The sequence below is a fragment of the Mesorhizobium sp. M0019 genome (genome assembly GCF_040323975.1).
Classification (GTDB): Bacteria; Pseudomonadota; Alphaproteobacteria; order Rhizobiales; family Rhizobiaceae; genus Mesorhizobium.
The window spans coordinates 89,260-115,831 of record NZ_JAMYVK010000018.1; the positions used below are offsets into that span (position 1 = coordinate 89,260).

22 protein-coding genes and 1 other RNA gene are annotated in these 26,572 nt (G+C 63.4%); 18 read left to right on the top strand and 5 right to left on the bottom strand.

Annotated elements, in window-relative coordinates:
* Positions 1-20: 20 nt before the first annotated feature.
* The 7 genes from NKK47_RS15380 to NKK47_RS15410 all read left to right on the top strand — a co-directional run bounded on the left by NKK47_RS15380 (position 21) and on the right by NKK47_RS15410 (position 9,534).
* Positions 21-680: a c-type cytochrome gene (locus NKK47_RS15380; protein WP_352577504.1), complete on the top strand. Its 660-nt coding sequence runs from the start codon at positions 21-23 to the stop codon at positions 678-680.
* Between the two features lie 173 nt (positions 681-853).
* Complete coding sequence (locus NKK47_RS15385; RefSeq protein ID WP_352570296.1) at positions 854-2,737, top strand: extracellular solute-binding protein; 1,884 nt, start codon at positions 854-856, stop codon at positions 2,735-2,737.
* On the top strand, positions 2,737-4,605 hold the full coding sequence (locus NKK47_RS15390) for an extracellular solute-binding protein (RefSeq protein ID WP_352577505.1): 1,869 nt from the start codon (positions 2,737-2,739) through the stop codon (positions 4,603-4,605). The genes NKK47_RS15385 and NKK47_RS15390 overlap by 1 nt, the downstream gene beginning before the upstream one ends.
* A 30-nt stretch (positions 4,606-4,635) precedes the next feature.
* Complete coding sequence (locus NKK47_RS15395; protein WP_352570300.1) at positions 4,636-5,730, top strand: microcin C ABC transporter permease YejB; 1,095 nt, start codon at positions 4,636-4,638, stop codon at positions 5,728-5,730.
* The gene (locus tag NKK47_RS15400) at positions 5,730-6,869 is read left to right on the top strand and encodes an ABC transporter permease (protein WP_352570302.1); all 1,140 of its coding nucleotides are present in this window, start codon (positions 5,730-5,732) and stop codon (positions 6,867-6,869) included. Before NKK47_RS15395 ends, NKK47_RS15400 begins: the two co-directional genes overlap by 1 nt.
* Complete coding sequence (locus tag NKK47_RS15405; RefSeq protein WP_352577506.1) at positions 6,866-8,497, top strand: ABC transporter ATP-binding protein; 1,632 nt, start codon at positions 6,866-6,868, stop codon at positions 8,495-8,497. The genes NKK47_RS15400 and NKK47_RS15405 overlap by 4 nt, the downstream gene beginning before the upstream one ends.
* Before the next feature lie 95 nt (positions 8,498-8,592).
* Complete coding sequence (locus NKK47_RS15410) at positions 8,593-9,534, top strand: 2-hydroxyacid dehydrogenase (RefSeq protein WP_352455091.1); 942 nt, start codon at positions 8,593-8,595, stop codon at positions 9,532-9,534.
* A gap of 25 nt (positions 9,535-9,559) precedes the next feature.
* On the opposite strand, the gene NKK47_RS15415 is transcribed toward NKK47_RS15410, so the two are convergent.
* From NKK47_RS15415 to NKK47_RS15425, 3 genes are read right to left on the bottom strand one after another with little or no spacing between them, the layout of a single operon-like run.
* Complete coding sequence (locus NKK47_RS15415; RefSeq protein ID WP_023676866.1) at positions 9,560-9,862, bottom strand: Dabb family protein; 303 nt, start codon at positions 9,860-9,862, stop codon at positions 9,560-9,562.
* Positions 9,863-9,887: 25 nt separating this feature from the next.
* Entirely contained in the window at positions 9,888-10,829 is a 942-nt protein-coding gene (nudC, locus tag NKK47_RS15420; protein ID WP_352577507.1) for an NAD(+) diphosphatase, read from the bottom strand.
* Positions 10,830-10,867: 38 nt separating this feature from the next.
* On the bottom strand, positions 10,868-11,287 hold the full coding sequence (locus NKK47_RS15425; protein ID WP_023676868.1) for an HIT family protein: 420 nt from the start codon (positions 11,285-11,287) through the stop codon (positions 10,868-10,870).
* 346 nt (positions 11,288-11,633) lie between these two features.
* On the opposite strand from NKK47_RS15425, the gene ffs reads away from it, so the two are divergent.
* From ffs to NKK47_RS15480, 11 genes are all read left to right on the top strand, one after another.
* Positions 11,634-11,730, top strand: an RNA gene (gene ffs / locus NKK47_RS15430) — signal recognition particle sRNA small type.
* A 104-nt stretch (positions 11,731-11,834) separates the two neighbouring features.
* Positions 11,835-13,655, top strand: coding sequence for a DNA polymerase III subunit gamma/tau (locus NKK47_RS15435; protein WP_352577508.1), 1,821 nt, complete (start codon positions 11,835-11,837; stop codon positions 13,653-13,655).
* A gap of 32 nt (positions 13,656-13,687) precedes the next feature.
* Positions 13,688-14,011 carry a YbaB/EbfC family nucleoid-associated protein gene (locus tag NKK47_RS15440; RefSeq protein ID WP_023676870.1) on the top strand — a complete coding sequence of 108 codons (324 nt, stop codon included), beginning with the start codon at positions 13,688-13,690 and terminating at the stop codon, positions 14,009-14,011.
* 289 nt (positions 14,012-14,300) lie between these two features.
* Complete coding sequence (locus NKK47_RS15445; RefSeq protein WP_352570310.1) at positions 14,301-15,239, top strand: cell wall hydrolase; 939 nt, start codon at positions 14,301-14,303, stop codon at positions 15,237-15,239.
* 242 nt (positions 15,240-15,481) lie between these two features.
* Positions 15,482-16,087 (top strand): recombination mediator RecR, encoded by a 606-nt coding sequence (gene recR, locus NKK47_RS15450; protein WP_352448580.1) that lies wholly within the window; start codon positions 15,482-15,484, stop codon positions 16,085-16,087.
* A 178-nt stretch (positions 16,088-16,265) separates the two neighbouring features.
* A complete protein-coding gene (locus NKK47_RS15455; RefSeq protein WP_352577509.1) occupies positions 16,266-17,543 on the top strand; it encodes a lytic murein transglycosylase in 1,278 nt (425 codons plus the stop codon).
* 201 nt (positions 17,544-17,744) lie between these two features.
* A complete protein-coding gene (locus NKK47_RS15460; protein ID WP_352577510.1) occupies positions 17,745-19,388 on the top strand; it encodes an ABC transporter substrate-binding protein in 1,644 nt (547 codons plus the stop codon).
* 31 nt (positions 19,389-19,419) lie between these two features.
* The gene (locus NKK47_RS15465) at positions 19,420-20,487 is read left to right on the top strand and encodes an ABC transporter permease (RefSeq protein WP_023676874.1); all 1,068 of its coding nucleotides are present in this window, start codon (positions 19,420-19,422) and stop codon (positions 20,485-20,487) included.
* A gap of 13 nt (positions 20,488-20,500) precedes the next feature.
* Positions 20,501-21,421 (top strand): nickel transporter permease, encoded by a 921-nt coding sequence (gene nikC / locus NKK47_RS15470; RefSeq protein ID WP_352448584.1) that lies wholly within the window; start codon positions 20,501-20,503, stop codon positions 21,419-21,421.
* Positions 21,422-21,431: 10 nt separating this feature from the next.
* Entirely contained in the window at positions 21,432-22,265 is an 834-nt protein-coding gene (locus tag NKK47_RS15475; protein WP_023676876.1) for an ABC transporter ATP-binding protein, read from the top strand.
* Positions 22,262-23,008 carry an ABC transporter ATP-binding protein gene (locus NKK47_RS15480; RefSeq protein ID WP_352455098.1) on the top strand — a complete coding sequence of 249 codons (747 nt, stop codon included), beginning with the start codon at positions 22,262-22,264 and terminating at the stop codon, positions 23,006-23,008. Before NKK47_RS15475 ends, NKK47_RS15480 begins: the two co-directional genes overlap by 4 nt.
* 125 nt (positions 23,009-23,133) lie before the next feature.
* Here NKK47_RS15480 and NKK47_RS15485 read toward each other — a convergent pair whose 3' ends face one another.
* Together NKK47_RS15485 and NKK47_RS15490 are read right to left on the bottom strand one after the other, a co-directional pair.
* On the bottom strand, positions 23,134-26,190 hold the full coding sequence (locus NKK47_RS15485) for an efflux RND transporter permease subunit (RefSeq protein ID WP_352577511.1): 3,057 nt from the start codon (positions 26,188-26,190) through the stop codon (positions 23,134-23,136).
* Positions 26,187-26,572: efflux RND transporter periplasmic adaptor subunit (locus NKK47_RS15490; RefSeq protein WP_352577512.1), on the bottom strand; the 386-nt coding region annotated here is incomplete at its 5' end. The genes NKK47_RS15490 and NKK47_RS15485, both read right to left, overlap by 4 nt.

Genomic DNA, 26,572 nt, shown 5'->3' on the forward strand with positions numbered 1-26,572 from the left:
GGAAAGGGAGCCTGGGGCGTATGGATTCCAACGAAGTCAACAAGCTGCTCGCCGGTCTCCTCGGCACCGTGTTCATCGTCTTTTCCGTTGGCATCGTGTCCGACGCGCTGTTTGCCTCGCCGGCGCCGGAAAAGCCCGGCTTCGCCATCGAGGCGACCGAGCCCGCCGAAGGCGGCCCGGCCGCTCCCGCCGCGGCCGTGAAGCCGATTGCCGAGCTGCTGACCACTGCCAACGCCGAAGCGGGCGCCGCCATCTTCAAGAAATGCCAGGCTTGCCACTCCGGCGAAAAGGGTGGCCCCAACAAGGTCGGCCCCGATCTCTGGGACATCATCGACCGTCCGGTCGCCGAGCATGAGGGCTTTGCCTATTCGGCCGGCATGAAGGAGTTCTCCAAGGGTGGCAGCGAGAAGTGGACCTACGACAATCTAAACCACTTCATCACCTCGCCGAAGAAGTTCGTAAAGGGCACCGCGATGGGCTTCGCCGGTCTGCCGAAGGATGAGGACCGCGCCAACGTCATCGCCTATCTGCGCACGCTGTCGGACAATCCGAAGCCGCTGCCGGCGCCCGGCGCCTCGGCCGAAAATGAGGCCGCCAAGCCGCCCGAAGGTGCGGCCCCTGCCAAGCCGGCAGAAAGCGCGGCGCCAGCCGCTCCGGCGCCGGCTGCGCCCGCAAAATAACAAAACTGTAATGGCATAATCCTTGAAAAAGCCGGGTTCAGCCCGGCTTTTTCGTTAGGAAAAATGCATATGCGACGACAAAGCCGCTCGGTTGCGGTTTTCAGCGCCGCCAAATGATCTAGATTGGGCCCAGACGCTATGGTGACGGCGCTATATCGCGAAGAGGAGAACGCATGACGGTTGGCCGAGCGCGGACGCTTCTGAAATCAGTGCTGATGCTGGCCGCTTTTGCCGGCGGATTGCAGGCGGCCTTCGCGGACGAATGGCGTACGACCTCCTCGCTGATCGGCGAATCCAAATACGGCGACAACTTCCAGCACTACGACTACGTCAATCCGGATGCGCCGAAGGGCGGCACAGTGAACTCAGTGGTGCTCGGCACGTTCGACAGCTTCAACCCCTATATCGTGCAGGGTTCGCCGGCCGCCGGCTTCGCGCAGTTCGGCGGCGGCCTGCTCTACGACACGTTGATGGAGCAGGCGACCGACGAGGGCAGCACCAGCCATCCGCTGATCGCCGACGCCTACAAATATCCGGCCGACTATTCCTCGGCGACCTACCGGCTCGATCCGCGGGCGAAATGGCATGACGGCCAGCCGATCACCACCGAGGACGTGATCTGGTCGTTCCAGGTGCTGAAGGCCAACAGCCCGATGTACAGCCGCTATTTCGAAAACGTCACCGACTCCGTCGCGGTGTCCGACCGCGAGGTCGAATTCCACTTCAGCCAGAAGGGCAACCGGGAGCTACCGAAGATCATCGGCGATCTCGTTGTGCTGCCCAAGCACTGGTGGGAAGGCACCGACGCCAACGGCAAGAAGCGCGACGTCACAAAGCCGACGCAGGAGCCGCCGCTCGGCTCCGCCGCCTACAAGATCGCCAGCTTCAAGCCTGGCTCCGAAATCATCTGGCAGCGCGTGCCCGATTACTGGGCGGCCAAGCTGCCCGTAAAAATCGGCCGCGAGAATTTCGACAGGCAGCGTTTCACCTATTTTCTCGACGACAATGCCGCCTGGCAGGCCTTTACCAAGGGCGGGCTGGACGACATCAAGCCGGAGAACAGTTCGAGGCGCTGGAACACGGCCTATAATTTCCCGGCAGTTCAGGCCGGCGACGTCATCAAGAAGGAATTCAAGACCGCGTCGCCCGAACCGATGCAGGCCTTCATGCTCAACACCAGGCGCCCGCTGTTCCAGGATCGCCTGGTGCGCGCCGCGTTGATGTATCCGTTCGATTTCGAGACGATGAACCGGACCCTGTTCTTCGGTTCCAACACCCGCACCAGCAGCTATTTCCAGGGCACCGAACTGGCGTCGAGTGGCCTGCCGCAGGGCAAGGAACTCGAAATCCTCGAGCAGTACCGTGACAAGCTGCCGCCTGAAGTCTTTACCCAGGAATTCAAGCTGCCGGTCTACGACAACCCGCAGGCTGAGCGCAAATACCTGAAGACCGCGGTCGATCTGTTCGCCAAGGCAGGCTGGATCATCAAGGGCGGCAAGATGGTCAACGCCAAGACCGGCGAACCGTTCAAATTCGAGATCCTCGGTTGGAACGACACCGACCAGGTCATCGCCAGCCCGTATATCGCCAATCTGCGCAAAATCGGCGTCGACGCAACGCTGCGCCTGATCGACCAAACCCAGTATATCAACCGAGTCACCCACTTCGACTTTGACGTGGTCACTTCGATACTCGGGCAGTCGGACTCTCCCGGCAATGAACAGCGCGATTTCTGGAGTTCCAAGGCCGCCGATTCGCCGGGATCGCGCAATTACGCCGGCATCAAGAATCCGGTCGTCGATGCGCTGGTCGACCGCATCATCTTTGCCACCGACCGCGACGATCTGGTTGCCGCCACCCATGCGCTCGACCGGGTGCTGCTGTGGAACTACTATGTCGTGCCGCAATATTACCGCGCCGTGGTTTGGCTGGCCTACTGGAACAAGTTCGGTATGCCGGAGAAACAGCCCGCCTATAGCGGCGTCGACCAGAATTCCTGGTGGATCGACCCGGACAAGGAAAAAGCGCTGGCCGCCAAATATAAGAGTGGCAATTGATGGCTGCGCTGCCCCGTCGCGATTTCCTCGCCCTTGGCGGTGCGGCCGCCGCTGCAGCGCTGCTGCCCGGCCGGGCTTTCGCCGCCATCCCGACCGGCGTGAAACTGCACGGGCTGTCTGCCTTCGGCGATCTCAAATATCCTCCGGATTTCACGCATTTCGACTATGTCAATCCAGACGCTCCCAAGGGCGGCCGGATGAATTTCGGCCCGCCGAACTCCACCCTCAATCAGAGCTTTCTGACTTTCAACACGTTGAACTCGCTGGTGTTGAAGGGGGATTCGCCGCCGCGCACCGAGCTCTGTTTCGATTCGCTGATGGCAAGGGCGCTCGATGAGCCGGATGCGGTCTACGGCGTGCTTGCCGAATTCGTTACCTTGTCGCAGGACCGCAACGGCTTCCGCTTCAGCCTGCGGCCACAAGCGCGCTTCCATGACGGCTCGCCGCTGACGGCTGAGGACGTTGCCTTCGCCTTGAACCTCTACAAAGACCGGGGACACCCGAACCTTTCCCAAGCGCTGCGGCATATGACGGATGCGGTCGCAATCGATCCGCTTACTGTCAGCCTTACCTTCAACGGCAAACAGTCGGCGCAGAATATCCTCGCGATCGCCGTAATGCCGATCGTGTCCAAAGCCTTCTATACGGCCAATGATTTCGACGCCTCGACGATGACCCCGCCGCTCAGCTCCGGGCCGTACAAGATGGGACGGGTCGTGGCCGGGCAGACTATCGAATATGAACGCGTCGCCGATTATTGGGGGCGCGATCTCGCCGTGAACCGCGGGCTTAATAATTTCGACCGTATCCGTATCGATTTCTACCTTGATCGCCAGGCAGCGTTTGAAGCGTTCAAGAAAGGCGATACGCATTTTCGCGAGGAGTTCACCGCGCGCGTATGGGCGACCGGCTACGACTTTCCAGCGCTGAAGGATGGCAGGGTCGTCAAACGCGAATTTCCCGGCGAGAAATCGCCCGACATGCAGGCTGTCGCGCTGAACCAGCGCCGGCCGCAATTCCGCGATGTGCGCGTGAGACAGGCGATCGCCTATTGCTTCGATTTCGAATGGACCAAGCGGGTACTGTTTTTCGGCTCCTACGAGCGCTCGCAATCGAACTTCGAACGATCGGACTACAAGGCCGAGGGCCCGCCCTCGCCCCAGGAATTGAAACTGCTGGAGCCGTTTCGAGCCGAGTTGCCGCCGGAAACCTTCGGCGAACCGGTGGTGCAACCCGTCTCGGACGGTTCCGGTCACGACCGTAAGGTGCTGCGCGAAGCTTCGAGACTGCTTGCCGAAGCCGGCTGGAAGCGAGCGGGCAATTTCGTCGTCAATGAGAAGGGCGAGCGACTGCGGGTGGAAATGCTGGCCGAGGACGAGGGTCTCGTTCGCATTTTCGCGCCGTGGTCCGAGAATATGAAGGCGATTGGCATCGACGCTTCGATCCGGCAGGTCGATTCGACGCAATTTGAAGCGCGGCAAAGCAACTACGATTTCGATTTCAACATGCTACATTGGTTGATCGGGGCGACGCCTACTGCCGACGGCCTGGAAATCCTCTACAATTCCCGGATGGCGAAAACGCCGGGGATGCGCAATTATCCGGGTACGGAAAGCAAAGCCATCGACGCGCTGATCGAGGCAGCCGGCAAGGCGCAGAGCCGGATCGAACTCGTCACCGCGCTCAACGCGCTCGATCGGGTCTTGCGCGCGCGGCTAGACTGGATTCCAACATATCATCTGGCGAATCACCGGGCTGCCTTCTGGGATATGTTCGGCTTTCCCGCTCAAAAGCCGGATTACGACTTTCCGGTCGAGACGCTGTGGTGGTTCGACAAAGACAAGGCGGCAAAAATTGGCAAAGCCTGAGATTTTCGCACAAGCGAGGCAGAGAGCCTGATGGGCGCCTATATACTGCGCCGTATCCTGCTGATGATCCCGACCCTGTTCGGCATCATGGCGGTGTCGTTCGCCGTCATCCAGTTCGCGCCGGGCGGGCCGGTCGAGCAGGTCATCGCCAGGCTGACCAACCAGGGCGGCAGCGATCGCCTCGGCGGCGGCGGCGGTGATGCTGGCGGCGCCAATTTCGACGTCGCCGGCGACGTCGGCTCGAAATACCGCGGCGCGCAAGGGCTCGACCCGGAATTCATCAAGAAGCTGGAGAAGCAGTTCGGTTTCGACAAGCCGCCGCTCGAGCGCTTCGGCATGATGCTGTGGAACTATCTCCGCTTCGATTTCGGCGACAGCTATTTCCGCGACATATCGGTGCTCGACCTGATCCTGGAAAAGATGCCGGTGTCGATCTCGATCGGGCTGTGGATCACGCTTTTGTCCTATCTGATCTCGATCCCGCTCGGCATCCGCAAGGCGGTCAAGGACGGCTCCACCTTCGACGTCTGGACCAGCGGCGTCGTCATCGTCGGCTACGCCATTCCCGGGTTTCTGTTCGGCATATTGCTGATGGTGCTGTTTGCCGGCGGCTCGTTCTGGGACTGGTTTCCGCTGCGCGGCATCACCTCCGACAATTGGGACCAGCTGTCGTGGCCGGCGCGGATCGTCGACTATTTCTGGCATATGACCTTGCCGCTGACCGCGCTGGTATTGTCGGCCTTCGCCACGACGACGCTTTTGACCAAGAATTCCTTCCTCGAGGAAATCCGCAAGCAATATGTGGTCACAGCCCGCGCCAAGGGCCTGTCGGAGCGGCAGGTGCTTTATGGCCACGTCTTCCGCAACGCCATGCTGATCGTCATCGCCGGTTTTCCCGGTGCTTTCATCTCGGCCTTCTTCACCGGCTCGCTGCTGATCGAGAACATATTTTCGCTCGACGGCCTCGGCCTGCTCGGCTTCAACTCGGTGGTGCAGCGCGACTATCCGGTGGTGTTCGCCAATCTCTTCATCTTCTCGCTGCTTGGCCTGTTCGTCGGGCTTTTGTCCGATCTGATCTATACCTGGGTCGATCCACGCATCGATTTCGAGCGGAGAGACGTCTGATGGCGCAGGCCACAGCCGAAACGGCGCCGGCACGGATCGCGCGGCCCTTTCTGTCGCCGCTCAACCAGCGGCGCCTGCAGAACTTCAAGTCCAACCGGCGCGGCTACTGGTCGTTGTGGATATTCCTGTTCCTGTTCGTGCTGTCGCTGGTTTCGGAATTGGTCGCCAACGACAAGCCGATCATCGCCTCCTACAAGGGCGAGATCCTGTTTCCGGTCCTGGTCGCTTATCCCGAGGAGAAGTTCGGCGGCTTCTATGCGGTCACCGACTACCGCGACCCGGTGATCCAGGACGAGATCAACGCCAATGGCTGGATGGTCTGGCCGCCGGTGCGCTACTCCTACCAGACCGTCAACAACGCTATTCCCGAAGCAGCACCGACCAAGCCGTCCTGGCTCTACGACAAGAAGACGCGCTGCAACCAGTATCCGAAAGGCGAGGCAGACCCCAATTGCAACGTCGGCAACTGGAACTGGCTGGGCACCGACGACCAGGCCCGCGACGTGCTGGCGCGCGTCATCTACGGCTTCAGGATATCGGTGCTGTTCGGCCTGATCCTGACCGCCGGCTCGGCGCTGATCGGCGTGGCGGCCGGCGCTCTGCAGGGCTATTTCGGCGGCTGGACCGACCTCCTGTTCCAGCGTTTCATCGAGATCTGGTCGGCGATCCCGGTGCTGTATCTGCTCTTGATCGTCGCCGCCATCCTGCCGCCCGGCTTCTTCATCCTGCTCGGATTGATGCTGCTGTTCTCCTGGGTGGCACTGGTCGGCGTGGTGCGGGCCGAGTTCCTGCGCGCCCGCAATTTCGAATATGTCAACGCGGCGCGCGCGCTCGGCGTATCCAATGTCACCATTATGTTCCGGCATCTGCTGCCCAACGCCATGGTGGCGACGCTGACCTTCCTGCCCTTCCTGCTCAGCGGCTCGATTTCGACGCTGACCTCGCTCGACTATCTCGGCTTCGGCCTGCCGCCCGGCGCCGCCTCGCTGGGTGAGTTGCTGAAGCAGGCACAGCGCAATCTCAACGCGCCCTGGCTCGGCATTTCCGGCTTCGTCGTCATCTCGCTGATGCTGTCGCTGCTGGTCTTCGTCGGCGAGGCCACCCGCGACGCCTTCGATCCGCGCAAGACGTTCAGATGAGCGACACCCCGCTGCTCTCGGTCCAGGATCTCAGCGTCGCCTTCACGCAAGGCGGCGACCAGTCGATCGCCGTCGACCATATTTCCTTCGACCTCGCCAGGGGCGAGACGGTGGCGCTGGTCGGCGAATCCGGCTCCGGCAAGTCGGTCACCGCGCTGTCGGTTCTGAAGCTGCTGCCCTATCCGACCGCCAGCCACCCGTCGGGAAAGATCCTGTTCCTCGGCGCCGACCTGCTTGCCGCCGACGAGAGAGACCTGCGCCGCGTGCGCGGCAACAAGATCACCATGATCTTCCAGGAGCCGATGACCTCGCTCAACCCGCTGCACACGATAGAGCAGCAGATCGTCGAGGTATTGAAGCTGCATCAGGGCCTGGGCGATCGCAAAGCCAAGGCGCGCACGCTGGAACTTCTGCACGAGGTCGGCATCCGCGAACCGGAAAAACGGCTCGACGCCTATCCGCATCAGCTTTCCGGCGGCCAGCGCCAGCGCGTCATGATCGCCATGTCGCTGGCCAACGAGCCTGAACTTTTGATCGCCGACGAGCCGACGACGGCGCTCGACGTCACCGTCCAGGCGCAGATCCTCGAGCTGCTCGCCGGCCTGAAAAGCCGCAAGAACATGTCGATGCTGTTCATCACCCACGATCTCGGCATCGTCAGGAAGATCGCCGACCGGGTCTGCGTGATGACCAAGGGCAAGATCGTCGAGACCGGCCCGACCAAGGAGATATTCGCCAATCCGCAGCACGCCTACACGCGGCATCTGCTTGCCGCCGAGCCGAAAGGCAAGCCGCCGGCGGCCAACCAGGCCGCCAAGCCGGTGATGGTCGGCAAGGACGTCAAGGTCTGGTTTCCGATCAAGAAGGGCTTCTTCCGGCGCACCGTCGACAATGTGAAGGCGGTCGACGGCATTGACGTCACCGTGCGGGCCGGCCAGACGCTTGGCGTCGTCGGCGAATCCGGCTCAGGCAAGACGACGCTCGGCCTGGCGCTGGCCAGGATGATCTCGTCGACCGGAAACATCCAGTTCGACGGACGCGGCATCGATCAGCTGTCCTTCAACGAAATGCGGCCGTTGCGGCGCGAGTTGCAGATCGTCTTCCAGGATCCGTTCGGTTCGCTCAGTCCGCGCATGTCGGTCGCCGAGATCATCGAGGAAGGGTTGAAGATCCATGAGCCGAAGCTGTCTCCTGATGCGCGCGACGAGCGTATCGTCGACGTGCTCGGGGAAGTCGGCCTCGATCCGGCGACGCGCAACCGCTATCCGCACGAATTCTCCGGCGGCCAGCGCCAGCGCGTCGCCATCGCGCGCGCAATGGTGCTCAACCCGCGTTTCGTCATGCTGGACGAGCCGACCTCGGCGCTCGACATGAGCGTGCAGGCGCAGGTCGTCGACCTCTTGCGCAGCCTGCAGGCCAAGCACGACCTCGCCTACCTCTTCATCAGCCACGATCTGAGGGTCATCCGCGCGCTCGCCAACGAAGTCATCGTCATGCGCAACGGCAGGATCGTCGAGGCCGGTCCTTCCGAACAGATTTTCGGCAACCCGCGGACCGACTATACAAAGGCGTTGATCTCGGCCGCCTTCAAGATCGAAACGGCGCCGGTCGGCATCGTCAGCGAGTAGATTTTCGCCAGAGATCATGCACAAAATCAAAACGCTGCCGCGCCTTGCGCGTCGGAACGCGAACGCTGTTGGTAAAAAGGGAAAAACAATCCGCAATGGAAAAAGGCCGCATCCTGCTTGCCCTCACCGGTATTCATCCGCTGCGCTGGCGCGAACTGCTGTCGGCGGAGCGCGAGGTGGTGCTCGAGCCGAATGGCGCCGGCGATCCCTCGATTACCTATGCTGTGGTGTGGAAACAGCGGCCGAACCTGTTGTCGTCGCTGCCCAATCTGCGCGCCATCTTCTCGATCGGCGCCGGCGTCGACCACATCTTCGCCGATCCCACCTTGCCCGACGTACCGGTCGTCAAGGTGGTGGCCGACAACCTGACCCAGTACATGACCGAATACGTCGTCTGGCGGGTGCTCGACCACCATCGCCAAGGCATGCTCTACCGCGCCCAGCAGCAGAAGAAGATCTGGCATGAACCGCAGCAGCGGCCGGCCAGCGACATCTCGGTCGGCATTATGGGGCTCGGCACGCTTGGCCGCGCGGCGGCATCGGTGCTGTTGTCGCTCGGCTTTCCCGTCAATGGCTGGTCGCGCAGCGATCGGCCGATGCAAGGTGTCTCGACTTACGCGGGCGAGGCCGGCCTGATCCCGTTCCTAAACGCCACCGACATCCTGGTGGTGCTGCTGCCGCTGACGCCGCAGACGCACGGTATCATCAACCACGGCGTGCTGAAGGAGCTGCGGAAGCGCAACGGCCTCGGCGGCTCGGTGCTGATCAATGCCGGGCGCGGCAGGCTGCAGAAGGACGCCGACATTTTGCGCGCGCTGGACGACGGCACGCTGAAGGAAGCCAGCCTCGACGTTTTCGAGGTCGAGCCGTTGCCGAAGACGAGCCCGCTATGGAGCCACCCCAAAGTGTTCGTGACGCCGCACGCGGCGGCAACCTCCGATCCGGTCCACCTGGCGCCGATCATGCTGCGTCAGATGGATGCTTTCGAGCGCGGCGAAGCGCTGGAAAATGTGGTGGATCGCGACGCCGGGTATTAATTTGTTGGAGCGCCGCTTTCCAGTCTCAGCCCCAGCCGAGCGGCACGTAGTCGATCTCCATAAACGCCTCGACTTCCGGAATCCAGCGGTCGCGGACGAAGGCGACGTGGTCGGGATGGTCGTTGTAGCCGGAATAGGCCCGCTGATCGGCGAACTCCATCGAGAAGCCGAAGCGGTAGTCGTTCTTGGGACTGACCTGCCGCAACTGCTCGAAATGCGTGACGCCCTTTATCGCCGTGAGAATCCTCTTGGCGTCGGCGAGGAACCGTTTTTCCTCGAGCGAATGCGGCGGGTGTTTCAGCGTGAACACGACGGTGTGACGGATCATTTTTTGCTCCTGCGATGTCTTCGTGTCACGCGCTGTCAGCCCACGCGCGGATCAGGTTATAGGCGATCGCCCCTTTCGGCGGCGTCACCAGGCCGCCCGGATGCTCGCGGGCCAGCATCGAGAGCACCTCGTCGTGAAAGAACCAGCGGCAATCTTCCAGCTCGTTGAGGTCGGGGTGGATATCGTCGTTGAGCGGTTCGCCGAAGCAGCCGATCATCAGCGAATAGGGAAACGGCCAGGGCTGGCTCGCGTGGTAGACGACGCGGCCGAGCCGGATGCCGGCTTCCTCCAGCGTTTCGCGGCGCACCGCCGCCTCGATCGTCTCGCCCGGCTCGATGAAACCGGCGAGCGCCGAATACATGCCGGGCCCGAAATGCCGGCCGCGGCCGAGCAGGCATTTTTCGCGTGTTGCCGTCAGCATGATCGCCACCGGGTCGGTGCGCGGAAAGTGCTCCGTACCGCAGGCCGGGCAATGCCGCTTGTAACCGCCCGCCCGCATCTCGGCTTCGGTGCCGCATTTGCTGCAGAAGCGATGGCTGGCATGCCAGGCGAGCAGCGCCGCCCCTTGCGCCAGCGCGCCGGCCGCCGCTTCGTCGATCAGCCCCTGCATATATACCGAGCGATAGTCGATCGCCTTGATCGTCTCGGGAAGCTGCTCGGGCTCGACCCCGGCCGGCACCGCCAGCACCGGGCCGCTTTCGGAAAAACCGAGCAGGACGCCGTTTTCGAGCGATGCTTCGAGCGGCCGGCATTCGGCCACCCCGAACCAGGGGTCGAATGCGCCTTGCGCAAGCTTCAAATAGAGCCGGCCGCCACGCATCAGCAAAAGCCGCGCCGAGGGATCGGCGAGTGCCTTTTCGACGGAATCGTCGGCGCGGTTTTCGGACTGCCGGTCGATAATGTTGCCGGCGAAGCCGACGAACTGGCTCGGCTCGCGCAAGGGCGCGTCAAACAGGCGAAAGCTCATGCAGACTCGGGAAGGTTCAAGGTGGACACGGGAGAGGCTTATAGCGCTGCCTTGATCTTTTCCGCAAACTTGCGAAGGTCGGAGCGCTGATAGGGCTCGCGCAGGCCGTGCCCCCACACCGGGCCGGGCCAGCCGGGATCGCCTTCCGAGCGCGCAATGACGTGTACATGCAACTGGCGCACGATGTTGCCGAGTGCGCCGGTGTTGATCTTGGTGCAGCCGGTCACCCGCTTCAGCGCCAGCGCCACCATGTTGGTCTCGAAGGTCAGCATCGCCTGGTCCAGCGGCGTCATGTCGTGGATTTCCTCGATGCCCGGCCGCTGGGGCACCAGCAGCAGCCATGGCCAGCGGCGGTCGTTCATGACGCGCAATTCGCACAGGCCGAGCCACATCAGCTGTTCGCTGTCGGCTTCCAACTGGGCGTCAAGCGTGAATCCGGCCTTGAGGCCCGGCAGCATCGGCGTTTCCCTCACTTTTTGACGTTTTTTGAACTCCATCGACGCTAGAGCGGCTTCCGAAGGGCCGCAAGGGGCAGCAAGCAACATTGGCCGCCGCGGCGCTGATTGTGCGCGAAGAAGTGAGGGCCCGGGCAAATTGCATCAGGTTGGCGCTGCCCCGCCGAGGTCGCGGCCACATTTTGTTCTTGCTTTGTGCCGGCAGCTATGCTACTAACCTCGCTATGGTGATTATTCGCACCAACGACCCGCCCGCCGAGGCGGGTTTTTGGTTTCAGCTTTCGCCGTCGCTCAAGGCCCCTATCATCCGCACTTGCATTTCATCGCCGGATTGCCGATATGGAGGCTGGGAGGTTGGTGGTGGACGGTCCACTCGCCAACCGGGTCAGGTCCGGAAGGAAGCAGCCCTAACGAGCCCGGAACGGGTCATTGTTCCAGCCTCCCGCCTCTTCGCCTTTTGCCCCGACATTGACGGCGCCAAGCCGTGCGGGCGAAACTATGCGCAGGAATCGGCCGCCTCCAGTGGCAGCCCTTGGAGCTTAACGGGCGAATGAGCGAAGCCGGAAACGAGGCCGGGAAATTGGACAAGCCTGCCGCCTACCGCGTGCTGGCGCGCAAATACCGACCGTCGAATTTCTCCGAACTGATCGGCCAGGAGCCGATGGTCCGCACCTTGACCAATGCCTTTGCCACCGGCCGCATCGCCCAGGCCTGGATGCTGACCGGCGTGCGTGGCGTCGGCAAGACGACGACCGCGCGCATACTCGCGCGGGCCCTGAACTACAAAACATCGACCGTCGACCAGCCGTCCGTCGACCTTGCCGTGCTCGGCGAGCATTGCCAGGCGATCATGGAAGGCCGGCATGTCGACGTCATCGAGATGGACGCCGCCTCGCATACCGGCATCGACGACATCAGGGACATCATCGAGCGTGTGCGCTACGCCCCGGTGTCGGCGCGCTACAAGGTCTACATCATCGACGAAGTGCACATGCTTTCCAACCAGGCCTTCAACGGCCTGCTGAAGACGCTGGAAGAGCCGCCGCCGCACGTCAAGTTCATCTTCGCCACCACCGAAATCCGCAAGGTGCCGATCACCGTCCTGTCGCGCTGCCAGCGTTTCGACCTCAGGCGCATCGATGCGGCAATGATCAAGGCCGACCTTGCCAGGATAGCCGGTCTGGAGGGCATCGAAGTCGAAGACGATGCGCTGGCGATGATCGCGCGCGCGGCCGAAGGCTCGATGCGCGATGCGCAGTCGATCCTCGACCAGGCGATCGCCCATGGCGGCGGCGCGGTCAGCGCCGAAGCGGTGCGTGCTATGCTCGGCCTTGCCGACCGTGCCCGCATCGTCGACCTGTTCGAACATGTCATGAAGGGCGACGTCGCCGCCGCACTTGCTGAATTCCGTGCCCAGTACGATACCGGCGCCGATCCTGCCGCGGTGCTGACCGACCTTGCCGAGTTCAACCATCTGGTCACCCGTCTGCGTTTCGTGCCGGCTGCCATCGACGACGCCTCGCTGTCCGAGGACGAGCGCCGGCGCGGCGCCGATTTCGCCAGCATGCTGTCGGTCAAGGTGCTGTCGCGGACGTGGCAGATGCTCTTGAAAGGTATTCCCGAGGTGCAGACCTCCAACCGCCCGGTCAGCGCCGCCGAGATGGTGCTGATCCGGCTGGCCCATGCCGCCGACCTGCCGACGCTGGACGAGGCGCTGAAATCGCTGGAGAACGGCGGTACCCTGCCGGGCACTGCGCCGCGCGTGAATGGCACGCCGGCAAGCCCCGGCCCCGCAAACCATGCGCCTGCAAGCGGTGGTGCCGGCGCCGTGGCGCAGGCGCGGATGCCGATGGCCAATGGCGGCGCCCAGACAATGCGTCTGGTCGAGGCCGAGCCGGTGCCGACCAACTTCGTTGCTCCGCCGGAGCCGGCGGTCGAGGCGCCGCCGGTGCCGGTGAAATCGCTGGCCGACATTGTCGCCCTTGCCGACGCCCAGCGCGACATGGCCTTCAAGGTGTTGGTGAAGCGTTGCGTGCGCCTGGTGCGCGTCGAGCCCGGTCGTATCGACGTCAGCCTGACCGACGATGCGCCGAAGATGTTGCTCAACGATTTGACCGCCAAGCTGCGCGCCTGGACCGGCCGCAACTGGCTGGTGTCGCTGTCGAAGGAAGAGGGCGGCCAGACCTTGGCCGAGCTGGAATCGACAAAGCGCGAAAACGCCTTCCTCGATGCCAAGAGCGACCCGACGGTCGCCGCCATCCTGGCGCGCTTTCCCGGCGCCAAGATCATCGACGTGCGCATTCCCGACGCGCCGGAAGCCGACGAGGCCGACGTGCCGGTCGAGCCGCCGGCCGACGACGACGAAACCTGAAACAACCAGCACCAGCTGCAAAGGACCGTGCGATGAAAGACCTTCTCGGCATGATGGGCAAGGCAAAGGAAATGCAGGCCAAGTTCCAGGCCATGCAGGATGAGATCGCCACGCTGGAAGCCACCGGGCAGGCCGGCGGCGGCCTGGTCAGCGTCACGCTGACCGGCAAATTCGAGATGAAGTCGCTGAAGATCGACCCGTCGCTGTTCAAGGAAGACGAGGTCGAGATTCTCGAGGACCTGCTTCTCGCTGCCCACAACGACGCCAGGACCAAGGTCGAGCAGATCATGCAGGAGAAGACCAGGGCGCTGACCGCGGGCCTACCGATCCCGCCGGGAATGAAACTGCCGTTCTAAGGCTAGTGCATGTCGCGCAAAAGTGTGCAGCGGTTTTGCGATAACGACATGCATCAAAACAAGAACCTAAAGCGCGTCGCATGAGGCCGGTCGAACGCGACGCGCTAGTCAATCGGTATGCCGTTACAGTGGCCGAAGAGTGCAGCGGCCCAGTGCTCGCTCTACCGCCAGCTGTGTCTATTAGGCAACTCCCCACACTTAATAACGCTTTAGCCATCTTTTTGCCTGAAAGTGTCTCATTCTTGCCGCAACCAGAGGCGGGCTGGCAGCAGAATTGAGGGGACACCTGTTGATCTCTACCCGATGGAAGACGCCGTTGCGGCTCGGCGTCGTTATCTCGCCGCTGTTTTTGGCCGCTTGCAGTCAGACCGCCTCGCACGGCATGTCCAGCCTGACCGATGCTATTACGCCGAGTTTCCTGAGCTCGCGCTCCTACAATTCCACGCCGAAGGAAAAGGAGTGCCTGGAGCGGGCAATGTTCTTCGAGTCCAACCGGTCGAGCCGTGACGGCATGATTGCGGTCGGCACGGTGGTGATGAACCGGCTGCGGTCCGGCAATCACGGCAACACCATCTGCCAGGTCGTCGGCGAGCGCGGGCAGTTCGCGCCGGGCGTCATGACACGGCCGATGAATTCGAAGGCGATGCCCGACGTCGAGGAAGCCGCCGAGGCGGTGCTCAAGGGCGAGCGCAAAGCCAAGCTGAAGAACACCATGTTCTTCCACACCGCCGGCCTGCGCTTCCCCTACAAGAACATGCACTACACCATGGTCGCCGGCGGCAATGCCTTCTATGAAAAGCGCGGCCGCAACTGGCAGCCGCTGCCGGACGAACCGGTGGTCGCCATGGCCCAGGCCAAGCCGCAAGCGCCTGCCGCTCAGGCCATACTTGTCGCCTCGGCGGAGCCGGCACGCAGCGCCAAGCCGACATTCGCCAAAGCGACCTATGTGACCGCCGCGGCATCGCTGCCGGCAAAGCAGACAAGGGTGACTGCCGGGATGGCAACCGCGGCGAGGGCGACACCGGAGAAGCCGATGCTTGTGGCGCTGCAGGAACCAATGCAGGAGCCGGATGCGGCCCGTTTTGGCGGAACCGTGAGCGAGCGGCCTGTCACCTCCTTCCAGGCCGCGCCGGCAGAGCCGACAATGTCGTTCGAGGCGACGCCCGAGAACACCGACGCCATCGGCGCGATGATCGCCGGCCAGACCCGGCCACTGGAAGAAAACTGAGGGCGGCAGCACTGGCCGCGACGTCGGCCTTCCCTTCTCCCCTTGTGGGAGAAGGTGGCCTCGCGAAGCGAGGTCGGATGAGGGGTGCTCCAGCTTGGCATCGACGGCGCTCCGGCCAACACCCCTCAACCGTCTTGGCGCTGCGCGCCAATCCACCTTCTCCCACAAGGGGAGAAGGGAAGAGCGGAGCCCCTGGCCGCTCAACTGTTCCAAAGCGTGCGGAAAAATCCTAAACCGGTGCGATGTCTAAGCGAATCGCCGGTCCCGAGATCGAACGCCTGATCCAGCTGCTGGCCAAGGTGCCGGGGCTCGGTCCGCGTTCGGCACGCCGCGCCGCGCTCCACCTCATCAAGAAGAAGGAACAGCTGCTGGCGCCGCTCGCCGCCGCCATGGGCGAGGCGGTCGACAAGGTGCGCATCTGCTCGACCTGCGGCAATGTCGATACCTCGGATCCATGCATGATCTGCACCGACCCCCGCCGCGACCCCACTACGCTCATCGTCGTCGAGGACGTGGCCGACCTTTGGGCGCTGGAGCGGGCGACAGCCATGAACGTGCGCTACCATGTGCTCGGCGGTACGCTGTCGCCGCTCGACGGCATTGGTCCTGATGAGCTAAACATCCGTTCGCTGGTCGATCGCGTCGCCGGCGGCGAAGTCAAGGAAGTGATCCTCGCCGTCAACGCCACGGTCGAGGGCCAGACCACCGCGCACTACCTCACCGACCAGCTTTCCGGCTTCGACATCAAGGTGACGCGCCTGGCGCACGGTGTTCCGGTCGGCGGCGAACTCGATTATCTCGACGAAGGCACGCTGGCCGCCGCACTGCGCTCGCGGACGGTGTTTTGAGGCGAGTTGCGGGGAGAGTGCTTCCGAGATGATTGCGTTCCGTCGCGCCCCCCTCTGTCCTGCCGGACATCTCCCCCTCCAGGGGGGAGATCGGCAGCCTCGACATCCCCGCCAAGCTTGCGACGTTGAAGATTGGCGAAAACAGACGCGACAGCCAATCTCCCCCCAAGTGGGGGAGATGTCCGGCAGGACAGAGGGGGGCGCGACAGAACGCCGAGCTCGCACACTAGCCTGCCTCTCGTTTCTAGCAGCCCTACTTGGGTTGATCCTCGCCACCCCCGCCTCGGCGGCAAAGATCGACGACCAGTTCCGCGCCTGGCTTGGCAACGACCTCTGGCCCGAAGCCAAGGCCAAAGGCATCTCCAGGAAAACCTTCGATGCCGCCTTCGAAGGCGTCAAGCCGAACCTGAAGCTGCCCGACCTGGTGAAGCCGGGCGAGAAGGCGACGACGCCGCAGAAGCAGCATCAGGCCGAGTTCGGTTCGCCGGGCGCCTATTTCGCTGAAAAGATAATCCGAACGGTGACCGCCGGCGGCCGCACCCGCGAGGCGACCAACGCTAGGACTCTTGCCGCGATCGAGAAACGCTACGGCGCGCCTGGCGAAGTGCTGCTGGCGATCTGGGGCCGCGAGAGCGGCTTCGGCGCGGCGAAGATGCCTTATGACGCCTTCGAGGTGCTGGGCACCAAGGCGTTCATGTCGACCAAGAAGGAATTCTTCCGCACCGAGCTCTTGGCTGCGCTCGCGATCGTCGAGCGCGGGCTTGCCCCGGTCGGCGCGATGAAATCGTCTTGGGCAGGCGCGCTTGGCCAGCCGCAGTTCATGCCGACATCGTTCCTCAAGCATGCCGTCGATTTCGACGGCGACGGCCGCACCGACATCTGGAATTCGACGCCCGATATACTGGCATCGATCGCCAATTATCTCGTCCATTATGGCTGGGTCAGGGGCCGCGGCTGGGGCTTCGAGGTGACTGTGCCGGACAGCGTCTCGTGCTCGCTCGAAGGTCCGGACCAGGGCAAGAAGATTTCCCAGTGGGCTGATATGGGCATCAGGCGTGTGTCGGGTAAACCGTTCCCGGCGAGCGAACTGAAAGCCGAGGGCTTTCTTTTGATGCCGGCCGGGCGTAGCGGCCCGGCCTTCATCGTCACCCCCAATTTCTATGTGCTGAAGCAGTATAACACCAGCGATCTCTATGCCCTGTTCATCGGCCATGGCGCCGATCGCATCGCCCATGGCGACAGCAATTTCTCGGGCAATTGGGGCGCGGTCGGCGGGCTCTACCGCTCCGACATCGCCGCCCTGCAGCGGGCGCTGGAAGCTAAGGGCTACGATGTCGGCAGCGCCGACGGCCTGCCTGGCTTCAAGACGCGCCGCTCGATCGGCAAATGGCAGGCCAGCAACGGCCGTTCCGCTACCTGCTTTCCCGACGCCGACCTGGTTACCGCGCTGAAATAGCCGGATTTTCGCACCGCCGGTCTGGCCCAATCGACCGTTCTGCAAATGCTCGTTGCCGCGCTCGAAACCGCCGGATATGGTGAACCGGAACCGCACAAAAAATTGCCAAGACAACGGTCCGGGGATCACCGTTCGACGCGGCAAGAAATGCCACAACCCTGAGCCGGGAACTCAGGTCAACAAAAACAGGGAACAGTTAAAATGATGATGGAAAAGTTTGCTCTACGCTCCCGCTTCTTGCTCGCGGGCGCGGCCATGTCCGCGCTGCTTCTGGCCGTTGCGCCTGCCTTCGCGGTCACGCCCGCCGACACGCTGGTCGAGGGTTTCGCCATCGACGACATCATCACCATGGATCCGGGCGAAGCATTCGAATTGTCGACCGCAGAGGTCACCGGCAACACCTATGATCTTCTGGTACGCCTCGACCTCAGCGACACATCCAAGGTCAAGGGCGATCTCGCCGAAAGCTGGAGCGTCTCCGACGACGGCCTGACCTACACATTCAAGCTCAAGCCCGGCCTCAAATTCGCCTCCGGCAATCCGATCACGGCGGCCGACGTCGCCTATTCGTTCGAGCGCGCCATCAAGCTCGACAAGAGCCCGGCCTTTATTATCGGCCAGTTCGGTATCGATGGCGGCAACGTCACCGAGAAGGCCAAGGCCGTTGATGACACGACGTTCCAGTTCACCGTCGACAAGGCCTATGCGCCGAGCTTCGTCTTGAACTGCCTTTCGGCGACCGTCGCTTCGGTCGTCGACGCCAAGCTGGTCAAGGAGCATGTCGCTGCGGTCACCCCGAGCGCCGACTACAAATGGGACAATGATTTCGGCAACGCCTGGCTGAAGACCGGCTATGCCGGCTCCGGTGCCTTCAAAATGCGCGAATGGCGGGCCAACGAGGCCGTCGTCCTTGAGCGCAACGACAATTACTACGGCGAAAAAGCCAAGCTTGCCCGCGTTATCTATCGCAACATGAAGGAAAGCTCGGGCCAGCGCCTGGCGCTCGAAGCCGGCGATATCGACGTCGCCCGCAATCTCGAGCCGAACGACCTCGATGCCATCGCCAAGAATGCCGACCTCACCACCACCAGCGCGCCGAAGGGCACGGTCTATTACATCAGCCTCAACCAGAAGAACCCGAACCTCGCCAAGCCCGAGGTTCGCCAGGCTTTCAAATATCTGGTCGACTACGACGCCTTGAGCACGACCATCCTCAAGGGCATCGGCGAGATCCACCAGACCTTCCTGCCCAAGGGCGTGCTCGGCGAACTGGACGAGAACCCGTTCAAGTTCGACGTCGCCAAGGCCAAGGAACTGCTCGCCAAGGCCGGCCTCGCCGACGGCTTCAGCGTCACCATGGACGTGCGTACCGGGCAGCCGACGACGGGCATGGCGGAATCGATCCAGCAGACGCTGGGACAGGCCGGCATCAAGCTGGAGATCATCCCCGGCGACGGCAAGCAGACGCTGACCAAATACCGCGCCCGCAACCACGACATCTATATCGGCCAGTGGGGCCAGGATTATTTCGATCCGAACTCCAACGCCCAGACCTTCGCCAGCAACCCCGACAATTCGGATGAAGGCAAGACCAAGACGCTGGCCTGGCGCAACGCCTGGGACATCCCGGACTTGACCAAGCAGACCGAAGCCGCCCTGCTCGAGAAGGACGCGGCCAAGCGCGCCGCAATGTACCAGGATCTCGAGAAGAAGATCCGCGATACCAGCCCCTTCGTCATCATCCACCAGCAGCTGGAAGTGGCCGGCCTGCGCAAGAACCTCAAGGGTTTTGCGCTCGGCCCGAGCTTCGACACCAACTTCGTCGGCCCCGTCTCGAAAGAGTGATGCCGGGGAGTGACGCCGGCGGACGCGCCGTATGAGTGTGGCTGAAAGCGAGGTGACGGCAGGGCGCGGCGGCGCCCGCGCCGTTGCCGTGGCCTCATCTATCGCCCGGTTCCTGGTCATCGCGATAACGACCTATCTCGGTCTGCTCGCGGTGACCTTCTTCATCGGCCGCGTGATCCCGATCGACCCGGTGTTGGCGGTGCTCGGCGACCGGGCGCCGGCCAACGTCGTCGAACGAACGCGCCGCGAGATGGGCCTCGACCTGCCGCTGGTCGAGCAGTTCTACATCTATGTCAAACATGCCCTGAACGGTGATTTCGGCACCTCGGTGCTGACCACCAATCCGGTGATGACCGATATCCGCCGCGCCTTTCCGGCGACGCTCGAACTGGCGACGTTGGGAACATTGATCGGTTCGGTGATCGGCGTGCCGCTTGGCGTGCTGGCCGCCGTGCGGCGCGGCAGCGTCATCGACCAGATCGTGCGCATCATCGGCCTTGTCGGCTATTCCGTGCCGATCTTCTGGCTGGGGCTGCTGGCGCTGGTGCTGTTCTACGCCAAGCTGCAATGGGTCGCCTTTCCCGGCCGGCTCGACGTCGTCTACGAATACACCTTCACGCCGATTACCGGCTTTTACCTGCTGGATGCGCTCTGGCAGCGGCAGTGGGATGTATTTGCCGATGCCTTCCGCCACATCATCCTGCCGGCTTCGCTACTCGGCTATTTCTCGCTCGCCTACATCAGCCGCATGACGCGCTCGTTCATGCTGAACGAACTCACCCAGGAATACATCGTCGCAGCGCGCGCCAAGGGCCTGTCGGAAACGCGCATCATCTGGGGTCACGCGCTGCGCAACGCCGCGGTGCCGATGGTCACGGTGATCGCTCTGTCCTATGCCGGGCTGCTCGAAGGCTCGGTGCTGACCGAGACAGTGTTTTCGTGGCCGGGCATCGGCCTCTACATCACCAACTCGCTGCAGAACGCCGACATGAATGCCGTGCTTGGCGGCACGATCATCATCGGCTCGGTCTTCATCGCCATCAATCTATTCTCCGACCTGCTCTACCGGCTGCTCGATCCAAGGACCAAGGCAGGATGAGGACCAAGGCAGGATGAGCACGGAAGCGATTCAAACCCGCCGCGACTGGCTGCTCAGCGAGCGGCCGGCGTCGCGCGTGCAGGCGAGGCTCGGCCGCGCCTATGTGGCGTGGCGGCGCTTTTCCGCCAACCGGCTGGCGTTTGCCGGCCTGCTCATCATCGTCGCCCTACTGGTGGTCGCGGCATTCGCCGATGTGCTGGCGCCCTATTCGCCGACATTCGGCGACCTCAAGGGCTCGCGGCTCCTGGCGCCGAGTGCGGCGCACTGGTTCGGCACCGACGATCTCGGCCGCGATATCTATTCGCGCATCATCTTCGGCTCGCGCTGGACACTCTACGTCGTCATTCTGGTTGCCATTATCGCCGCGCCCATCGGCTTGCTGGTCGGCACCGTCGCCGGCTATGCCGGCGGCTGGACCGATGCGATCCTGATGCGCATCACCGACATCTTTCTCGCCTTTCCGAAGCTGATCCTGGCGCTGGCCTTTGTCGCGGCGCTCGGCCCCGGCATCGAAAACGCCGTGCTTGCCATCGCCATCACCTCGTGGCCGCCCTATGCCCGCATTGCCCGCGCCGAAACGCTGACGGTGCGCAATTCCGATTATATCAAGGCGGTGCAATTGATGGGCGCCTCGCCGTTTCGCATCGTGCTTCGCCACATCATGCCGCTCTGCATCTCCTCGCTGATCATCAGGGTGACGCTCGACATGGCCGGAATCATCCTGACCGCGGCCGGCCTCGGCTTCCTCGGCCTTGGCGCGCAGCCGCCGCTGCCCGAATGGGGCGCGATGATCGCGTCGGGCCGCCGCTTCGTGCTCGACCAGTGGTGGGTGGCGGGTGCTCCGGGCTTTGCCATCCTCATCGTCAGCCTCGGCTTCAACCTGCTCGGCGACGGACTGCGCGACGCGCTCGATCCCCGAAGTGGCGACCAATGAGTGGCGACCAATGAGCACGCTTCTCGAAGTCAACGACCTGCGCGTTACCTTCCCGACGCGCACCGGCCTGATCGAGGCGGTGCGCGGCGTCTCCTTCTCGCTCGGCCGCGAGCGGCTCGGCATTGTTGGCGAGAGCGGTTCGGGCAAGTCGCAGACCGGCCGCGCCATCATGGGCGTCACCCCGCCGCAGGCCGAGGTGACCGCGAAGACGCTCGCTTTTGACGGCATCGACCTGCTGGCCGCCTCGCCGCGCGAGCGCCGCGCGCTGCGCGGCAAGCGTATCGCCATGATCCTGCAGGATCCGAAATATTCGCTCGACCCGGTGATGAGCATCGGCCGCCAGATCGTCGAGACGCTGCGCACGCATGAGAAGGTCTCCAAGGCCGAAGCCCGCGACCGCGCGCTGGCCATGCTGGAGGCTGTGCAGATCCGCGATCCGGCCCGTGTCTTCGACCTGCATCCGCACGAGGTTTCCGGCGGCATGGGCCAGCGCGCCATGATCGCCATGATGCTGATCGCCGGGCCGGAAATGATGATCGCCGACGAGCCGACCTCGGCACTCGACGTCACTGTCCAGCTCGACGTGCTCGGCATCCTCGACCGGCTGGTCAGCGAGCGCGGCATGGGGCTGATCTTCATCTCGCACGATCTGCGCCTGGTCTCGTCCTTCTGTGATCGTGTCATCGTCATGTATGCCGGCAAGGTGGTCGAACAGCTCAAAGCCTCGGAGCTCGGCCGCGCCCAGCATCCCTATACGCGCGGCCTGCTCAACTGCATGCCCAAGATCGGCGCCGACCGTCACCCGCTGCCGGTGCTCGACCGCAAGCCGGAGTGGGCAGCATGACGGCAGCCCTTTCCGTCGACAGGCTGGAGGTGGTCTTCGACCGCTTCCGCGCGTTGAAAGGCGTGAGCCTCGAGGTCGAATCCGGTGAATCCTTCGGCCTGGTCGGCGAGTCCGGCTCCGGCAAGTCGACGTTGCTAAGGGCAATCGCCGGCCTGGCGCCGGCCGCATCAGGCACCATCGCGGTCAACGGCAAAACGCTAGGCGCGCGTCGCGACAAGGCGTTCTACCGCGAGGTGCAGATGGTCTTCCAGGACCCGTACGGTTCGCTGCACCCGCGCCAGACCGTCGACCGCCTGCTGCAGGAGCCGCTCGCCATTCACGGCTTCGCCGACGGCGAAAAGCGCATCCAGCGGGCACTCGACGAGGTCGGCCTCGGCACCGGGTTCCGTTTTCGCTATTCGCATCAATTGTCCGGCGGTCAGCGCCAGCGCGTGGCGATCGCCCGCGCCCTGATTCTGGAACCGTCGATCCTGCTGCTCGACGAGCCGACCTCGGCGCTCGACGCTTCGGTGCAGGCGGAGGTGCTGAACCTGCTGGAAGAGATCAGGCGCCGCCGCAAGCTGACCTTCCTGATGGTCAGCCACGACCTAGCCATCATCACCCACATGTGCGAACGGCTGATGGTGATGCAGAACGGCGAGGCGATGGAGAATCTGACCGCGGACGATCTTGTCGAACGCCGTGTCACCAAGGATTATACGCGCAATTTGCTGAGGGCCAGCGAGGGGTTCGTGAGGACGTAGTTTAACATTCCAGGTCGCGCTCTGTCGCGCCCCCCTCTGTCCGGCAGGACAGAGGGGGGCGCGAAGGAACTCAACTTCCGCCTTAGGCCCCGCTACCCTCCACAATGGCACTGCTATCTCCCGCCTCACCCTCCTGCCGCCTCTTTCGGCTCCTTGATCCGAAACCACGTCACATAGAGCGCTGGCAGGAACAGCAGTGTGATCGCCGTGCCGGCGATGATGCCGCCCATCATGGCATAGGCCATCGGCCCCCAGAACACTTCGCGTGCGATCGGGATCAGCGCCAGGCTCGCGGCCGCCGCCGTCAGCGCGATCGGCCGCATGCGATGCTCGGTCGCCTCGATGACGGCGGCCCAGCGGTCCTTGCCCACGTTCACAAGATCCTCGATCTGGACGATCAGGATGACAGAATTGCGGATCAGGATGCCGATCAGCGCCAGCACGCCGAGGATGGCAACGAAGCCGAGCGGTGCCCCGCTCGGCACCAGCGCGGCCACCACGCCGATCAGGCCGAGCGGCGCCACCGCCACGACCAGGAACAGGCGCTGGAAGCTCTGCAACTGCACCATCAGGATGGTCGCCATGATGAACAGCATCAGCGGCACCACGGCGGCTATCGGTCCCTGACTGTTGGCGCTTTCCTCGACCGAGCCGGCGGTGGCGATCGAATAGCCCGGTGGCAATTTGGCGATGAAGGCGTCGACCGACGGTTTCACCTCGTTGACCACGGTGGCTGGCAGCACGTCGCCGACCAGCCCGGCGCGCACGGTGATGGTCGGGATGCGGTCGCGGCGCCACACTGTCGGCTGTTCGAGCTCGTAGCGGAAGTTCGCCACAGCGGCCAGCGGGATCGCCTCGCCGGTTCCGGTTGGCAATTGCATGTTCTGCAGTGTGCCGATCGAACCCCGTTCGGCCTCGCGCGAACGGGCCACCACATTGATCAGATAGGTCGCGTCTCGCACCTGGGTGATGGTGGAGCCGCCGACCGTGCTGTTCAGCGCGCTGGCGATGTCCGAAGAAGTGATGCCGAGTTGCCGTGCCTTGTCCTGCAGCACGTCGACCCTCAGCACGCGCTCGGGCTCGTTCCAGTCGAAAGTGGGTGCGGCCAGCTGCGGATTGGCGGAAATGATGCCGGCGAATTCCTGCGCCAGTGTCCGTACCGTCTGGACGTCAGGACCGCCGACGCGGTACTGCACCGGCCGCCCGACCGGCGGCCCGAGTTCGAGCGGCTTGACGAAGGCGTCGGTGCCGACGAACTCGTCGCGCAGCAGCTTTTCGAGCGCCGGCTTGACCCGATTGCGCGCCTCGATGCTCTTGGTGACGATGACGGTCTGGCCGAAATAGGGATTGGCCGGTTGCACGTCATAGGCCAGCACGAAGCGAACCGCGCCCTGGCCGATATAGGAGCTGAAGTGGTCGATATCGGGATTGCCGACCAGCGCCCGCTGTTCGAACCGCTCCATCTGGTCCCGGGTCTCGGCAATTGAGGAGTTCTGCGGCAGATTCCAGTCGACGATCAGTTCGGGACGGTCGGATGGTGGAAAGAACTGCTGCTGGACGAGGCCAAAGCCGCCGAGCGACGCCGCGAACAACAGCACCGTGGCGATGATGGTCAGCCAGTGATGGCGCACCGATCCGACGAGGACGCGCCGGAACAGCGCGGTGAAGCGGCCGGGCTTTTCATGGTGCTGCTTCATCGTCGCCGGCAGGATGGTGACGCCGAGCAGCGGCGCAAACAGCACCGCGACGATCCATGACACCAGGAGCGACACGGCGATGACGACGAACAGCGTGAAAGTGTATTCGCCGGCGGCGCTGTTGTTGAGGCCGATCGGGATGAAGCCCGCGACCGTCACCAGCGTGCCGGTCAGCATCGGAAAGGCGGTCGAGGTATAGACATATGTCGCCGCCTTGCGCAGATTGTCACCGACCTCCAGCCGAGCCACCATCATCTCCACCGCGATCATGGCGTCATCGACCAGAAGGCCGAGCGAGATGATCAGCGCGCCGAGCGAAATGCGCTGCAGCGATATGCCGAGATAGGCCATGACCGTGAAGGTGATGGCCAGCACCAGCGGGATCGACAGCGCCACCACGAAGCCGGCGCGCATGCCGAGGCTGATGAAGGACACGGCAAGCACGATGGCGACCGCCTCGAACAGGGCGCGCGTGAAACCGGAAACCGCCTCCTCGACGATGACAGGCTGGTCGGCGACCAGATGCACGCCGACGCCGACCGGCAGGTCGGCCAGCACCTTGTTCATCTCCTCGTGCAGGGCCTCGCCGAACTCCAGCAGATTGGCGTTGGGCTTCATGCCGATGGCAAGGCCGATCGCGTCCTGCCCGTTGAAGCGGAACAAGGCCGTCGGCGGGTCGACATAGCCGCGCGAAATCGTCGCCACGTCGCTCAGCCGGAAGAAGCGATCGTTGACGCGCAAATTGATGGCGCGAAGGCTCTCTTCCGAGGTGAACTGGCCGCCGACGCGCACGCTGATGCGCTCCGGCCCGGACTGAATGACGCCGGAAGGCGTGATTGCGTTCTGGGCCTGCAGGCTGGCCACGATCGCTTGCTGGTTGAGGCCTAATGCCGCGATCTGGCGGGTCGAGAATTCGAGGTAGATCGCTTCGTCCTGGGCACCGACCAGATCGACCTTGCCGGCGTTCGGCACGGTCAGGATCTTTGTCCTGACATCCTCGACATAGTCGCGCAACTGACGCGGGGTCAGCCCGTCGGCGGTGAAGGCATAGATGTTGCCGTAGACGTCGCCGAAGCGGTCGTTGAAGAATGGTCCCTGCACGCCTTGCGGAAACTGCGCCCAGATGTCGTTGACCATGTTGCGCACCTGCAGCCAGGTCGGCACGACGTCGCGCGCCTTGGTCGTCGGCTTCAGGTTGACGAAGATGACGGTCTTGCCGGCAGAGGTGACGGATTTGGTATAGTCGAGACTGTCGAGCTCTTCGAGCTTCTTCTCGATGCGATCGGTCACTTGCCGCACCGTCTCGTTGACCGATGCGCCCGGCCAGTTGGCCTGGATGACCATGGTCTTGATGGTGAAGGCGGGGTCTTCCTCGCGGCCGAGATTGAGATAGGCAAAGACGCCGGCCACGACGAAGACCAGCATGAAATACCACACCAACGAGCGATGGCTCAGCGCCCAGTCGGAGAGGTTGAAGCCTTTCATATGGCCTCTCCCTCAGAGATATTGACCTTCTGTCCCTCGGTCAGGCTGTGGACGCCGGCGGTGACGACGCGCATGCCTGCATTGAGGCCCTCGGCGACGGTGAAAGTGGCGGCACCCTTGGCGGCAATTTTGATGTCGCGGGCACTCACGCTCGACGTCTGCTGGTCGACGATCCAGACCTTTTCTCTGCCGTTCTTCTCCAGTAGCGCCGACAGCGGCAACTCGATCGTCGGCGTGATCTTGGCAATGCGGGTCGCCGTCACCGTCGAACCAAGCCTGAATGCCGGCGGCGGATCGATGAGCGTCAGCCGGACGCGGCGCGTGCGGGTCGAACCTTCGGCCTGCGGGGCGATCTCGCGCAGCTTGGCGTCGCTGCGTATCG